Source organism: uncultured Amnibacterium sp. (genome assembly GCF_964245895.1).
Classification (GTDB): Bacteria; Actinomycetota; Actinomycetes; order Actinomycetales; family Microbacteriaceae; genus Amnibacterium.
Map to the genome: position 1 here is coordinate 25169 of NZ_CAXTOQ010000002.1, position 13377 is coordinate 38545.

A 13377-nucleotide genomic window follows, 5' to 3' on the forward strand; every position below is an offset into this window, starting at 1 on the left:
CTCAGTCGACGTCCCAGGGGTTCGCCGGCAGCCGCCGGTACCGGTCGACCGAGGCGGGAGCGGCGTAGGTCGCGCGCCGCGCGACCGTCCGCGGCGCACGGGTCGGCGGCCCCGCCGGCGCGGCCGGGTCAGCGGTCGGGGAGGCGCCGGCGACGACGAGCGTGCCGATCGCCGTCGTGATGGGCATGGTCAGCACCACGGCGATGCCGCCGACCAGGGTGCGCACGACCTCCTCCGCGACGTCCTCGGCGGTGAGGAAGTCGTAGGGGGTGCCGCCGTACAGCCGGATCGCGACCAGCAGCACGAGCGCGGTGCCGAGGTAGGCGAAGACGAGCGTGTACACGGTCGACGCGACGTGGTCGCGCCCGATCCGCATCGCGCTGCTTAGCAGCCGCCAGCGGGACATGGCGGCGGAGGCGCTGCGCAGCTCCCACAGCGCCGAGACCTGGGTGACCGTGACGTCGTTCAGGGTGCCGAGGCTGGCGAGCAGCACCGACGCGACGACCAGCTGCTGCACGTGCACCCAGTGCACGTTGAAGGTGAGCAGGGTGGCGGAGTCGTCGCCGAGCCCGCCGAGGCGCGCGCCCGTGATGCCGGCCCAGGCCAGCAGCGTCGCGAGCGCGACGCCGATCAGGGCGCCGACGAGCGCGACGGAGGTGCGCATCGAGAGGCCGTGGGTCAGGTAGAGCATCACGATCAGGATGAGCACGCAGGACACCAGCGTGACCGGGATCGGGGGCCGGCCGCTCAGCAGCGCGGGGAGCAGGAACCCGACCACCACGACGCCCGCGAAGCCGAGGCTGACGAGCGCCATCACCCCGCGGCGCAGCGCGACCGCCACCACCGCGACCATGAAGAGGATCGCGAGCCACAGCAGCGACGAGCCGCGATCCGCGCGGTAGAACGCGAAGGCGGACTGTCCGGCTGGGACGCCGGCGGCGACGCCGCTCGAGTCGAGGAGCAGCACCCGGTCGCCGGCCTGCAGCCCGGTGCCGAGCACGTCGGGCGTGAGGCTGACGGCGGCGGTCCGCCCGGCGTTCCGGCCGTCGAGGATCCGCGCCTTCGAGTCGCCGCACGGGGCGCTGGTCGCGGTCTTCACGGCGATGCAGGCGGGGATCACGTCGACCAGGTCCGCGTGCACGACCACGATCCCGTTCGCGGTGAACGGGACCAGGCCCTGCACCGCATCGATGCGCCGCTCGTCGGGCCACCAGTGCACCACGCCGGCCAGCGCCACCAGCCCGCTCAGCACGATCAGGCCGAGCACCGTGACCCGGGTCCAGCGGCTCACGCGGATCGCGTCGTCCGCCACGTCGTGTCCGTGTCCGTGCCCGCTCACGGGTTCACCGTAGGCGGCTCGGCACGGTCGACGTCCTGTCCCTGAGGCGACGACGCGCGGCGTCGGAGGAGGGACGGCGCGTCGTGCTCAGGGGCTCAGGACCCTGCCGGCGGGTCGTCCGACTCCTCCGGCTCGACCTCCGTCTGCGCCATCCGGTCGCGCAGCTCGTCCGCCTTCGCGGCCTCGCCCTCGCCGGCGCGGTCGTGCTCGACCTGCTCGCGCAGCCCGGCCAGCTTCTGCTCGTCCGTCGCGTCGTCGCTGCCGTCCATGATCGGCCCGGACCGCGTCTCGTTCCCCATGGTGCTGCACCGTACGGGCGCCTGCTGGGGGCCGCGCCCGCACGCGTCGGGCCTGCCGCCGTGTCGCAGCGGCGTGCTGCGACACGGCCCGTAGCGTCGGCCGCCCCTGATCCCGAAGGAGGCGCGGTGCCGCGTCCCCTGCTGCTCCTCGCCGCAGCCGCCCTCGCCGGCGGCGCGGTCCTCGTCCCGCTGACCGCGGCGCTCGCCGACCCCGCCCCGACGGCGGCGCCGACCGCCTCGCCCACGGCCTCGCCGACCGCCTCCGCTGCGCCGACGCCCGGCCCCGGCGAACCCACGCCGGTGCCGGGCCGCACCTACATGACCGTCGCCCCGGCGAACCCGGTCGCCGCGCCCGGGAACCGCGCACACGTGTCCGCCGTGTGGACGAACGGCACGCTGCGCGTCGTCTACGACTCCGCCGCGTTCGACTTCCCGCGCGGCGTGAGCGACGAGAGCCTCTCGGTCCTGGTCGACGGCGTCGTCGTCGACGCGCCGGACCCCGGGGCCTACCAGGACCGGCTCCTGTCCGTGCCGCGCGCCGCCTCCGCGGGACCGGCCCACGTCGTGGTCGAGATCACGGGCTACATCGAGCGCGGCAGCTGGTACGACCTGGAGAAGGCCTGGCTGTTCGAGGCCACCGTCCCGCAGCGGACCGTCGCCGCGGAGCCCGGTCAGGTGTCGGCCCGCACGCTGCTCGGGCGGCTGCGGACCGCGGAGGAGCGCCACACGGCCTCGTACTCGCGCACGCGGTTCCGGTCCTGGATCGACGCGGACCGCGACGGCGCGAGCACCCGCGCCGAGGTGCTGCGGGCCGAGTCGGCGACGAGGGTCACCAGGGACCGGCACGGCCGGATCGTCGCCGGACGGTGGACGTCCGCCTTCGACGGCCGGACGCTGACCTCGGCGGCGGAGGTCGACGTCGACCAGCTGGTCCCGCTGCGGGAGGCGTGGAGCAGCGGCGCCTCCGCCTGGTCGGCGACGAGGCGCGCGGCGTACGCGAACGACCTCGGCTACGGCTCCGCGCTCGTCGCCGAGTCGCCGCAGGCGCACCGGGCGAGGGCCGCGCAGGACCCCGCCGTGCCCGCAGCACCCGCTGCCGCCTGCACGGCCGTGCGCCGCTGGATCGCGGTGAAGCACCGATGGAGCCTGACCGTCGACTCCGCCGAGCGGCGCGCGCTGACGGCGGGGCTCGCCCGCTGCGCGAGCCCCTTCGTCGCGAAGCCGGGCAAGCCGGACGTGGCACGGCTCGCCGGGAGGTAGCGCGGCGCCGGACAGGGGCGCGAGCACCTGAGCAGGCTGCGAGCACCTGAGCAGGCTGCGAGCACCTGAGCAGGCTGCGCGCGCTTCGGCAGGCTCGGAGGCGCCCCAGCAGCCTGCTGGAGCGCGGGCGGCCTGCCGAAGTGCTTCTCATCCTCCGGGCGCCGAAGCACGTCCTACAGTGCTCGGTCGTGGGACGGGTGGCGGAGGCGGTGGCGCCGGCGCGCCTCGGGCCCTCCTTCCGCTGGCTGCTCGCCGCGACGTGGACGTCGAACCTCGGCGACGGGCTCGCACTCGCGGCCGGTCCGCTGCTGGTGGCGCGGCTCGCCGGGTCGCCGCTGCTCGTCGCGCTCGCCGCGACGCTGCAGTGGCTGCCACCGCTCGTGCTGGGCCTGGTCGCCGGGGTCGTGACGGACCGGATCGACCGGCGGCGGGTCGTCGTCGTGGCCGGCGTCGTGCGCGTCGTCGTGCTGGGGGTCCTCGTGGCGTCCGTGGTGACGGACGCGGTCGGGGTCGGGCTGGTGCTCGCGGCCCTGCTCGCGCTCGGCGTCGCCGAGGTCTTCGGCGACAACGCGGAGGCGACCCTGCTGCCCGCGCTCGTGGACCGCGACGACCTGGCGCTCGCCAACGCGCGGCTGCTGGGCGGGTTCATCACGCTGCAGAACCTCGTCGGGCCGCCCATCGGCGCGCTGCTCTTCGCCGCGGGGATCGCGTGGCCGCTCGCGGCGCAGGCCGTGCTGCTGCTCGCGGGCGCGGTGCTCGTGACCCGCGTCGTCCTGCCGCGCGCGCCCGCGCGGCAGGCGGAGGCGCCGCACCGCGAGATCGGGGAGGCGCTGCGGTGGACGTGGGCGCACGCGAACGTGCGCACCCTGGTGCTCACGATCCTGCTGTTCAACGTGACCTACGGCGCCGCCTGGTCGGTGCTGGTCCTCTACGCGACCGAGCGCCTCGGGCTCGGCCCCGTCGGGTACGGCGCGATCACCGCCGTGATCGCGGGCGGCGGGATCGTGGCGACGATCGGGTGCGGCGCGCTCACCCGGCGGGTCGCCCTCGCCGCGCTCATGCGGGTCGGCCTGGTCGTGGAGACCGCCACCCACCTCGCGCTCGCGCTGACCACCACGGCGTGGGTCGCGTACCTCGTCTTCGCGGTGTTCGGCGCGCACGCCTTCGTGTGGGGGACCACGTCGATCACCGTGCGGCAGCGGGCCGTGCCGCAGGCGCTGCAGGGCCGGGTCACCAGCGTCAACACCGTCGCGACCTTCGGCGGGCTGGTGCTCGGCTCGGTGATCGGCGGCGCGCTCGCCGAGCGGTTCGGCGTCGTCGCGCCCTTCTGGTTCGCGTTCGCGGGCTCGGCGGTGCTCGTCGCGGTGCTCTGGAGCCAGCTGGGCCACATCGCGCACGCCGACCCGGGCTCCGGGAGGCGGGCGAGCCCCCGCTGAGTGGACCCGACCTCGGATCCCGTCGGTCGCGGCAGCGTCCGTCGGCTCCGGCAGCCCAGCTGGGCGATCCGCGCTGCCGGAACCGACGAAGACTGCCGGAGCCGACGGCGGCCCGCCCGCGATCCCGCCCGAGCACCTGAGCAGGCTGCGCGCGCTTCGGCAGGCTCGGAGGCGCCCCAGCAGCCTGCTGGAGCGCGAGCAGCCTGCTGAAGCGCCAGCAGCCTGCCGAAGTGCTCCCGCCCGCCGGCCCGGCCGGCCGGTCGCGCGCTCATCCGAGGACGGTCGAGAGCGCCTCCGCCGGGTCGACCAGGTACGTCGACAGCATCACCCCGGTGCCGGGGCCCAGGTCGAGCGCGTTGTGCGGCGTGCCCGGCGGGATCAGGAACCCGTCGCCGGCGGCCAGCTCGCACGCCGGCCGGTCCCGCACCTCCATCCGCACGCGGCCCTCGACGATGTAGCCGACCTCCTCGCCCGGGTGCGTGTGCCAGCCGGAGGCGACCCCCTCCGGGATCTCGGTGCGCACCTGCACGATGTCGCGCCCGGGGATGGAGGAGTGCTCGTGCAGCGTCTCCGTGCGGCGCAGCCGGCCGGAGAGCTCGTCGTGCTCGGCGGTGTCGGTCATGGGGTTCTCCTGCTTCTCCTCAGCGCGGCGCGACGAGGTCGGTGATCCGCCGGGCGACGCCCTCCGGGTCGTCGTCGACGAGGAAGTGGCTGGTGTCGAGCGCCTCGCCGCGCAGGTCGGTGGTCCACGGCCGCCAGACGTCCAGCACGTCCCCGTACAGCCGGGGGAGCGCTCCGGAGGCGCTCCACAGCGCGAGGACCGGGCAGGCGATCGTGCGGCCGGCGTCGGCGTCGTCGTCGGCGCGGTCGACGCCCGCGCCGGCACGGTAGTCCTCGCAGATCGCCTCGACCACGGTCGGGTCGTCGAGCACGGCGCGGTACGCCGCGAGCAGGGCGGGCGGGTAGCGGCCCTCCCGCCTCCCCAGCCCGAGCGCGCGGACGTGCAGATCGAAGAAGGCGTCCGGATCCGCGCCGATCAGGCGCTCCGGGAGGGGCGCCGGCTGGGCGAGGAACGACCAGTGCCAGTAGAGCAGCGCGAGGTCCGCGTCGGCGCGCGCCCAGACGTCGCCGGTCGGCACGACGTCGAGCACCGCGAGCGCCGCGACGCGGTCCGGCGCGTCGAGCGCCATCCGGTACCCGACCCGGCCGCCCCGGTCGTGGCCGGCGACCGCGAAGCGCTCGTGCCCGAGCGCGGTCATCACCTGCCCGAGGTCCGCCGCGAGCGCCCGCTTGCTGTGCGGGCGGTGGTCCGGGGCGGGGACGGGGCGGAACGACCGCCCGTAGCCGGGCAGGTCCACCACCACGACGCGGCAGGATCGGGCGAGCAGCGGCGCGGCCGCGTGCCACGCGAGGTGCGTCTGCGGGTACCCGTGCAGCAGCAGGACGGGCGGCCCGTCGCCGCCGATCCGCGCGTAGACGTCGCCGCGCGCCGTGGAGACCAGCCGCTCCTCGAAGTGGTCGAACACGGTCCGGCTACCGGTGCGCCGCGAGGAAGTCGAGCAGCGCCCGGTTGACCTCCGGCGCGTGGGTGACGCACACGGCGTGCGGCCCGCCGTCGATCTCGACGTAGTCGGCGTCGGGCAGCAGCTCGTGCAGCTTCCGGGCCTGGCCGTCGATCGGCAGGATGCGGTCCGCCGTGCCGTGCACGATCAGGGTCGGCACGTCGATGCGGGCGACGTCCGCGCGGTAGTCCTCCAGCCAGCCGCGGGGGCACGCCCAGGTCGCGAGCGGGGAGCCGTCCGCCGCCGCCTGCCAGGTGGCGCGCACGGTCTCCTCGCTGATCCGGGAGCCGAGCAGCTCGTCCAGGTTGAACAGGTTGCCGAGCAGGCCGGTGAGCCACGCGTAGCGGTCCTTCCGGATCGCCGCCTGTACCTCGTCGACGCCGGCGGGGTCCACGCCCTGCGGGTTCTCCTCCGACTTCGCGTAGGAGGGGGCGAGGCTCTCGATCAGCACGAGGGCGCGCACGCGCTCCGTGCCGTGCCGCCCGATGTACCGGACGGCCTCGCCGGTGCCGAACGAGAATCCGACGAGCGTCGCGTCCCGCAGGTCCAGCGCGGTCAGCACCCGGTCCAGGTCCTCGGCGAGCGTGTCGAAGTCGTACCCGTCGGCGGGTCGGCTCGACCCGCCGAACCCCCGCATGTCGAAGGTCACGACGCGGTAGCCGGCGTCGAGCAGCACGGGCAGCTGCGGCTCCCACGAGCGGCTGTCGAGCGGCCACCCGTGCAGCAGCACGACGACCGGTCCGGACCCGTGGTCCTCGTAGTACAGGTCGATGTCGGCGTCGTGCTCGCGCCCGACGGAGATGGTCCCCATGGCTGCTCCCGCGGTCGATGCGGAGCGGGCGCCGGATCGTGCTGCAGGACTCCGGTGTCGCCGCGTTCCGACGAGCGTCGACCCGTCGACCGCGGGCATCGACGGGCGATGCCCGAAGACTGCGATCGCCACGGCCGATGGATCGCGGTTATCGTGCCGGTCATGGAGCTGCGTCAGCTTCAGGCCTTCGTCGTCGTCGCCACCGAGCTGCACTTCGGGCATGCCGCCGACCGGCTCTTCGTCGGCCAGCCGACCCTCAGCGAGCTGATCCAGCGGCTGGAGCGGGAGCTCGGCACCCCGCTGCTGATCCGGACGACCCGGCACGTGGCGCTGACGGAGGCGGGAGCGGAGCTGCTGGTCCGGTCCCGCGCCCTGCTCGACGATGCCGCGGAGGCCGCCTCCGCGGTCCGGCGGATCGGGTCCGGCGAGCAGGGCACGGTCCGCATCGGGATCACGCCGGCCGCGGGACCGGCGCTGCTGCAGCGGCTGCGGGCCACGCTCGCCCCGGTCGCGCCCGGCATCGAGATCGTGCCCTCCCTGCTGTGGCTGCCGATGCTCGAGCAGGCGCTCCGTGACGGCGAGGTGGACGTCGCCGTCACGATCGCCCGGCTGCCGGAGGCGGACGGGATGCGGACCCGCGTGCTGTGCGCGCAGCCGCTGCTCGTCGGCCTGCGGCCCGGCCATCGCCTCGCGGCGGCCGACGAGGTACGGCTGGCCGACCTGGCGGGGGAGGTGCTCGGCGCGACGTCCGGCACGCTGTTCCCCGGCTGGGCGCTCGCGCAGCAGCAGGCGCTCGCCGCGGCGGGCGTCGCCCCGCCGACCACGCCGCTGCTCGACCCGGACCTGGGCGCGGCGCGGTGGACGGAGCAGGCCGGCGTCGACTGGATCCTGCTGATCGGCTCGCTGTCCGCCGGGCACGCGGGCACCGCGATCCGCCCGGTCGCCCCCGCGCTCGACGTGCCGTTCACCCTCCGCTGGGCGCCCTCGCACGTGCGCACCCCGGCGGTGGAGCGGGTGATCGCCCACCTGGTCGCGATGCCGCCGCCGGACGGGTGGACCGCGCCGACGGACTGAGCCGCGGGCTGGCGTCGATCAGCACAGGTGGATCGAGGCGGCTCGGTTCGCGCGGCCATCGCTGGAGGTGCCCGGACGCCGGAAGGGGCTGCACTCCGCACGATGCGGGGTGCAGCCCCTCCAGGGGACATGAACGGGTCGATCAGCCCCAGCCACCCGTGGAGAACGGGCTCGAGCTCAGCTGCGCGCTGCAGATGTTGTAGCCGCCGGAGGCGTGGCCCTTCTTCGTGACGCCGTTGATGGTGACGGAGCAGCGGATGTCCCCGCTGCCCTGCAGCTGCGCCGTGACGGCGTAGTACAGGGCGTCGTCGGACACCTTCATCACGTACCGCCGGCCGATCTTGCCCTCGATGTTGTCGGAGTCCGTGCTGTACGTGACGTCGGGATCGCCCGTGCCCCAGACCTTGAAGACCGCGTGCAGGGTCTCCGCCTTCGACGCCTCCTTGGGCTTCGGCTTGACGGTCAACGTGATCGTCGAGCCGGTCGCCGCCTTCTTCGCGGACTGCTTGGTGACCTTCCAGTTCGACGCGATGATCACGAGCTGCGACCAGTCGACCTCGAAGCCGGCCGCCTCAAGGCGGTCCCGCGCATCGTTCCCCGCGAGACCGACGACCTTCGGCACCGCGACCTTCGCGTCGGCCGCGTCCGCGGTGCTCGTCGTCGCCTCGGCCGTCGCTGCCGGTGCTTCGGGCGCCGTCGTCGTCTCGGTCGTCGTCGCGACCTTCGCCGCATCGGCGGACTGCTCCGGGGTACCGGCCGCCTGGACCGCGGCACCGCCGATCGCGACGGCCGTCACTCCGCCGCTGATCGGTGCTCCGAGGACCGCGACGACGAGACCGATGACCGCGAGGGCGCGCCGCGAGGTGCGGCGGACGAGCGCGACGATCGCCAGCACGATGGCGGCGATTCCGGGGAGCCAGCCGACGAACGCGCCGAACGGGATGAAGGCGATGAGGACGGCGATCAGCCCGAGGATCAGCGCCCAGAGCGCGATCCTGTCCCTGCTGCCGGGTGAGGAGGTGGGCTGCTGCCCGCCGGGGGTGGTCATGGGAACGGCTCCTTCGCCGGCGAGATGGAATCGGTGGGGTCGTCGGCGCGGAAAAGGTACGTGACCAGAACATGGCCGGGTCGGAACGGCTCTGGCACCAGTTCGGGGGCCACGCCCCCTCGAATCGAGGTCCAGGTTTCAGGCGAGGGGCGACGGCCTGCTTCCGGCGCCAGCAATGATCCGCCCGGCGCGAGCGCTTGCGAGCGAAAGGTCCGTGACTGATTTTGCGACGCCCTGCTCGCGCCATCGTCAGGATGCGCCTCAGGCGCGCGGCCAGCCCGAGCGCCAGCTGCGTAGCTGGCTGAGCGCACGTTGCGCCAGTTCGTCCTGGGTTCGCGCGAAGGGGCGCCAGATCGACGCTGCCGTGGCGATCGTCTCGTTGTCGCTCGTGAACGATTCGAAGCCGAGCATCCCGCGGTAGTCGATCGCGACCAGCGAATCGCGGATCGCCGCCCAGTCGAGGTGGTCCTCGCCCGGTGCGCCGCGATCGTTGCCGCACACCTGGAGGTGCAGCAGCCGATCGCCCGCCGATCGGAACGCTGCGTCGAGGCTCTTCTCCTCGATGTTCATGTGGTACGTGTCGAGATTCAGCCCGACTCCCTCCGCCGGAAACGGATCGATGAGCTCGAGCAGCTGCTCGGTCGTGTTGAACAGGCTGGTCTCGTAGCGGTTCAGCGGCTCGAGCGCGAGGGGTACGCCGGCGGTGGCGGCCGCGTCGACGAGTGGCGCGAGCGCTTCGCGGAGGTCCTTCAGCACGTGCCGTCGCTCGTCGGGAACGAGTCGCCAGGTCCGGCCGACGGAGGTGTAGAGCGGGCCGATCACGAGCGCGGAGCCCTGCCGCGCCGCGATGGCGATCGCTGCGCGCACGTACTCCTGGGTCCGCTCGATCGTCTCGGTGTCCACGGCGACCAGCTCCCGCCCGGGACCGAACACGCCGCCGACGACGCTCCGCAGCCGGAGGCGCTCCAGCTGCTCGCTGATCGCGTCGACGTCCCAGTCGCCGACCTGCTCGAGCGCCAGCTCGACCCCCTCGTACCCCCACACCGCGATCGTGTCGAGCGTGGTGGCGGCACGATCCTGCGTCAGCGGGGAGTGCCAGACGAACGTGTTGACCCCGATCGGCAGCGAGTCCGCGAGGGGGTCGTGAGCAGTCACCGACGGTCCTTCCATGCCTGCAGCCACGCGCCGTTCTCGAGCGTCGCGGCGTCCGGATCGATCCGAGCCTGCTCGGACTCCTCCTCCAGGGTGACCCATCCGGCGAAGGCACGAGCCTCGAGAAGGCGCAGCACCCGTGGGATGTCGATCGCGCCCCGCCCGGTGGGGGCCCAGGCTCCCGATGCGTCGAGATCCTTGATGTGCACGTGATCGATCAGGTCCCAGTGCTCCTCGAGCACCTCGATGGGATCCATGCCGCCCTTGGCGATGTGGCCGACGTCCGGCGTGTAGCGGAGACCGTCCGGCCACAGGTCGTGCATGACGCGGTAGTCGGCCTCGGTCCGGAACACGGAGCCGGCGGGAGAGTTCGGATGGAAGGTCGCCTCCACACCGGCTCGAGCGGCTCGCCGGGTGATGGCTCCCATGCAGGTCAGCGCCGTCCGCTGGCGCTGCAGGAGGTCCCTTCTGTCTGCACCGGGCAGTGGCACCAGCACGAGCTTCGCCTCGTCGCCGAGAGTCCGAAGAGTCCGGATCAGGAGATCGGCCCGATCGCGCTCGTCCTCGCGTTCGCCCTCCTCGAGCCACGGCTCCGCGAGGACGAGGGCCGCAGGCCGCAGGCCGGCGCGATCGAGTGCCGTCTCGATGTCATCGACCGTCCAGCTGTCGCCGAGCATCACCAGCTCGGCCTCGAACCCGTCGAAGCCCGCTCGCCCCGCGACCTCGGTCATGTGGTCGATCCGCCCGCGGTAGCGGTCGATCGACATCTGCCAGCTGTAGGTCTGACAGGCGAACCGGAGCCGGTGCCGTTCGGTGGTCATCGGAGCCACTCCGCCACGAGCCCGTTGAATCTGGCTGCCTCCTCGTAGTGGTGGACGTGGCCGGATTCGAACTCCACGAAGTCGGCTCGCGACAGGCGCTCGGCCACCTCCGCGGTCGTGGTCAGGGGGACGAACCGGTCGGCGCGGCCGGCCGTGACGAGCACAGGCAGGTCGATGTCCCCGAGTCGGTCGAGCGCGTCATGGTGCTTGCACGCGGCGACCTGCGAGTCGAAGGCGACCGGTCCGACGTCCAGCGGACCACGACGGTCCGCGAGGAGCTCGCCCCGTCGCGATGCGAGCGCCTCGGGCGTCCAGATCAGCGTCTGCAACGCGGTGACGTACTCGGCCGTGTCGAAGCACTTCCGGGACGCGGCGAGGGTGTCCAGCACGTCGGAGAGGTACGGCGTCGAGCGCGCCCAGGTCGCGACCAGGACGAGACGACGTAGTCGGGCCGGATGACGCAGCGCGAGCTCCTGTGCGATCGCGCCTCCCATCGAGATGCCCACGACGTCGACCGGCTCGACCGCGAGCTCGTCGAGGAGGCGGGCGATGTCATCGGCCATCAGTGCGGTCGTGTAGGGGCCGTCGGGTGCCGGGGAGCGGCCCGCTCCGCGGTTGTCGACGGCGAGGCAGGCGAAGTCCCGGGACCACGCGGAGACATGACGGTCCCATGCCGACAGGCCGGCGCCGAGTCCCATGATCAGCACGAGCGGCCGCCCGGTCCCGGTCCACGCCGAGTGCAACGAGACCGTCCCGGTCATGCCTTCACTCCGCCCGCGGCGAACCGGCTGCTGATCTGCCGGCTGAGCAGCCCGTAGACGATCAACGGCGGCCAGACCGCGATGACGATGGCGCCGATCAGGTAGCCCCAGAAGGTGGTGAACAGGCCCTGGAACTGCGCGAGCCCGAGGGGGACGGTCGCGTTCTCGGGCGACCGGATGTAGATCAGCGGGAACAGGAAGTCGTTGTAGATCCAGAGCGCGTAGATCGTGCCGACGGTCGCGAACGCGGAGCGGCACATCGGCAGGATGAGCTGGAAGAGGATCCGCAACCGGTTCGCGCCGTCGATCATCATGGCTTCCTCAAGCTCGCGCGGCACGGCCATCATGCTCGCCCGCAGGAACAGCACCGCGAAGGGCGCCCAGCTGAGGTACTGGAGGATCAGCGCCATCTGCGTGTCGCCGAGGCCGAGCGCGTTGATCTGCAGGAACGACGGGATCGCGACGATCTGTGCGGGAACGAACTGACCGGCGAGGAAGATCACGAACCAGATGTCGCGTCCGGGGAAGCGGAGTCGGGAGAACGCGTACGCGGCGAGGCCCTCGAGCAGGAGGATCCCGAGCACCGACACGGTCGTGATCAGGATGCTGTTGACGTAGAGCTGGGCGAAGCCGCCGGTCGTCCACGCGTCCACGATGTTCTGCAACGAGAACGAGCGGGGAAGCGCGAACGGGTCGCCGACGATCGCGCTCGAGTCCTTGAAGACGCTCATCGTGAGCCACGCCAGCGGCGCGATGATGATGAGGGCGAGCACCCACAGCCAGATGTGGCTGCCGACTCGGGCCCATGGGGCGTACCGGGCGAACTTCATGCGGTGCCCTCCTCAATCATTGGCTCGGCCGCCGCGCGTGAGCTTCAGCTGGACGAGTGCGAACACCAGGAGGATCAGGAACAGGACCACGCCGATCGCGTTGCCGTATCCGACGCGGTTCCCGCTGAACGCGATGCTGTACAGATAGGTGACGATGGTGTCGGAGGCGTGGTACGGGCCGCCGGACGTCATGACGTAGACCTGGTCGAACAGTCGGAAGCCGGAGACGATCCCCAGAAGGAAGACCACGGACGCGACCGGCCGGATCACCGGGAAGACGACGCGCCAGAGGATCGTCGCTTGCGAGGCGCCGTCGATCTCGGCGGCTTCCAGCATCTCCGAGTTCACCTGGCCGAGCCCGCTGATGAACATAAGCACGGACAGCCCGAAGTTCTGCAGCACCGCCGTCAAGACGACCGTCGGAAGAGCCCAGGTGTCGCTGCCGAGCCAGGGCTGGGCCAGCGCGCCGAGCCCCACGGCGCGGAGCAGAGCGTTCAGCAGGCCCTGGGAGGGGCTGAAGATGAAGATGGCGAGCATGCCCATCGCGACGGTCGAGACGACCATCGGGGCGAAGAACACCAGCTGGAAGAAGCGGCCGCCACGGATGCCTGCGGTGATGATCGCGGCGAGGATGAACGACCCCAGGCACTGGAGCAGCAGGATCAGCACCACCGTGAGCAGGTTGTGTCCGACGGCCCGCCAGAACGAGCCGTCGCCTGCGAGCTCCACGTAGTTGCTGAAGCCGGTGAACCGGGCGTCGGCGAGGTTGATGCCGTTCCAGTCGAAGAAGCTGAGGACGAAGGCGAACACGATCGGCAGCAGCTGGAAGCCCAGGTAGAACACGCCCGCCGGGAGGATCAGGGCGTAGCCCGAGAGCGCGTCCACCAGGCGCCGCCGGCGAGCCGACCGGCGCGTGGCCGAGTCGGACCCGCCGACGGCGGATTGCTGGACCGGGAAGGCGGTCATGAGAGGTCCTTCATGGTG

14 protein-coding genes are annotated in these 13377 nt (G+C 72.8%); 3 read left to right on the plus strand and 11 right to left on the minus strand.

Features of this window, described 5'->3' with window-relative positions; all coding sequences use genetic code 11:
* Position 1: 1 nt before the first annotated feature.
* Together ACFE60_RS00675 and ACFE60_RS00680 are read right to left on the minus strand one after the other, a co-directional pair.
* On the minus strand, positions 2–1339 hold the full coding sequence (locus ACFE60_RS00675) for a YibE/F family protein (RefSeq protein ID WP_375386902.1): 1338 nt from the start codon (positions 1337–1339) through the stop codon (positions 2–4).
* Positions 1340–1434: 95 nt separating this feature from the next.
* Positions 1435–1638 (minus strand): hypothetical protein, encoded by a 204-nt coding sequence (locus tag ACFE60_RS00680; protein ID WP_375386903.1) that lies wholly within the window; start codon positions 1636–1638, stop codon positions 1435–1437.
* Positions 1639–1764: 126 nt separating this feature from the next.
* Between ACFE60_RS00680 and ACFE60_RS00685 the strand changes: the two genes are divergently transcribed.
* A complete protein-coding gene (locus ACFE60_RS00685) occupies positions 1765–2898 on the plus strand; it encodes a hypothetical protein (RefSeq protein WP_375386904.1) in 1134 nt (377 codons plus the stop codon).
* A gap of 188 nt (positions 2899–3086) precedes the next feature.
* Positions 3087–4334 (plus strand): MFS transporter, encoded by a 1248-nt coding sequence (locus tag ACFE60_RS00690; protein WP_375386905.1) that lies wholly within the window; start codon positions 3087–3089, stop codon positions 4332–4334.
* A gap of 268 nt (positions 4335–4602) precedes the next feature.
* On the opposite strand, the gene ACFE60_RS00695 is transcribed toward ACFE60_RS00690, so the two are convergent.
* Genes ACFE60_RS00695 through ACFE60_RS00705 form a run of 3 tightly spaced genes read right to left on the minus strand, consistent with a single transcriptional unit; the run spans position 4603 to position 6707 of the window.
* The gene (locus ACFE60_RS00695; protein ID WP_375386906.1) at positions 4603–4956 is read right to left on the minus strand and encodes a cupin domain-containing protein; all 354 of its coding nucleotides are present in this window, start codon (positions 4954–4956) and stop codon (positions 4603–4605) included.
* 19 nt (positions 4957–4975) lie between these two features.
* On the minus strand, positions 4976–5860 hold the full coding sequence (locus tag ACFE60_RS00700) for an alpha/beta fold hydrolase (protein ID WP_375386907.1): 885 nt from the start codon (positions 5858–5860) through the stop codon (positions 4976–4978).
* Between the two features lie 7 nt (positions 5861–5867).
* Positions 5868–6707 (minus strand): alpha/beta fold hydrolase, encoded by an 840-nt coding sequence (locus ACFE60_RS00705; RefSeq protein ID WP_375386908.1) that lies wholly within the window; start codon positions 6705–6707, stop codon positions 5868–5870.
* Between the two features lie 162 nt (positions 6708–6869).
* On the opposite strand from ACFE60_RS00705, the gene ACFE60_RS00710 reads away from it, so the two are divergent.
* The gene (locus ACFE60_RS00710; RefSeq protein WP_375386909.1) at positions 6870–7781 is read left to right on the plus strand and encodes a LysR family transcriptional regulator; all 912 of its coding nucleotides are present in this window, start codon (positions 6870–6872) and stop codon (positions 7779–7781) included.
* Positions 7782–7923: 142 nt separating this feature from the next.
* Here ACFE60_RS00710 and ACFE60_RS00715 read toward each other — a convergent pair whose 3' ends face one another.
* The 6 genes from ACFE60_RS00715 to ACFE60_RS00740 all read right to left on the minus strand — a co-directional run bounded on the left by ACFE60_RS00715 (position 7924) and on the right by ACFE60_RS00740 (position 13359).
* Positions 7924–8829, minus strand: coding sequence for a hypothetical protein (locus ACFE60_RS00715; RefSeq protein ID WP_375386910.1), 906 nt, complete (start codon positions 8827–8829; stop codon positions 7924–7926).
* 261 nt (positions 8830–9090) lie between these two features.
* Positions 9091–9984 carry a sugar phosphate isomerase/epimerase family protein gene (locus ACFE60_RS00720; RefSeq protein ID WP_375386911.1) on the minus strand — a complete coding sequence of 298 codons (894 nt, stop codon included), beginning with the start codon at positions 9982–9984 and terminating at the stop codon, positions 9091–9093.
* On the minus strand, positions 9981–10802 hold the full coding sequence (locus ACFE60_RS00725) for a sugar phosphate isomerase/epimerase family protein (protein ID WP_375386912.1): 822 nt from the start codon (positions 10800–10802) through the stop codon (positions 9981–9983). The genes ACFE60_RS00720 and ACFE60_RS00725 overlap by 4 nt, the downstream gene beginning before the upstream one ends.
* The gene (locus ACFE60_RS00730) at positions 10799–11563 is read right to left on the minus strand and encodes an alpha/beta fold hydrolase (protein ID WP_375386913.1); all 765 of its coding nucleotides are present in this window, start codon (positions 11561–11563) and stop codon (positions 10799–10801) included. The genes ACFE60_RS00725 and ACFE60_RS00730 overlap by 4 nt, the downstream gene beginning before the upstream one ends.
* Complete coding sequence (locus ACFE60_RS00735) at positions 11560–12393, minus strand: carbohydrate ABC transporter permease (RefSeq protein ID WP_375386914.1); 834 nt, start codon at positions 12391–12393, stop codon at positions 11560–11562. Before ACFE60_RS00735 ends, ACFE60_RS00730 begins: the two co-directional genes overlap by 4 nt.
* 12 nt (positions 12394–12405) lie before the next feature.
* Entirely contained in the window at positions 12406–13359 is a 954-nt protein-coding gene (locus ACFE60_RS00740) for a carbohydrate ABC transporter permease (RefSeq protein ID WP_375386915.1), read from the minus strand.
* Between the last annotated feature and the right edge of the window lie 18 nt (positions 13360–13377).

Coding starts and splice junctions, on each gene's coding strand:
- ACFE60_RS00680 (WP_375386903.1), bottom strand. CDS start 1,638: ATGGGGAACGAGACGCGGTCCGGGCCGATCATGGACGGCAGCGACGAC.
- ACFE60_RS00735 (WP_375386914.1), bottom strand. CDS start 12,393: ATGAAGTTCGCCCGGTACGCCCCATGGGCCCGAGTCGGCAGCCACATC.
- ACFE60_RS00725 (WP_375386912.1), bottom strand. CDS start 10,802: ATGACCACCGAACGGCACCGGCTCCGGTTCGCCTGTCAGACCTACAGC.
- ACFE60_RS00730 (WP_375386913.1), bottom strand. CDS start 11,563: ATGACCGGGACGGTCTCGTTGCACTCGGCGTGGACCGGGACCGGGCGG.
- ACFE60_RS00715 (WP_375386910.1), bottom strand. CDS start 8,829: ATGACCACCCCCGGCGGGCAGCAGCCCACCTCCTCACCCGGCAGCAGG.
- ACFE60_RS00710 (WP_375386909.1), top strand. CDS start 6,870: ATGGAGCTGCGTCAGCTTCAGGCCTTCGTCGTCGTCGCCACCGAGCTG.
- ACFE60_RS00740 (WP_375386915.1), bottom strand. CDS start 13,359: ATGACCGCCTTCCCGGTCCAGCAATCCGCCGTCGGCGGGTCCGACTCG.
- ACFE60_RS00695 (WP_375386906.1), bottom strand. CDS start 4,956: ATGACCGACACCGCCGAGCACGACGAGCTCTCCGGCCGGCTGCGCCGC.
- ACFE60_RS00705 (WP_375386908.1), bottom strand. CDS start 6,707: ATGGGGACCATCTCCGTCGGGCGCGAGCACGACGCCGACATCGACCTG.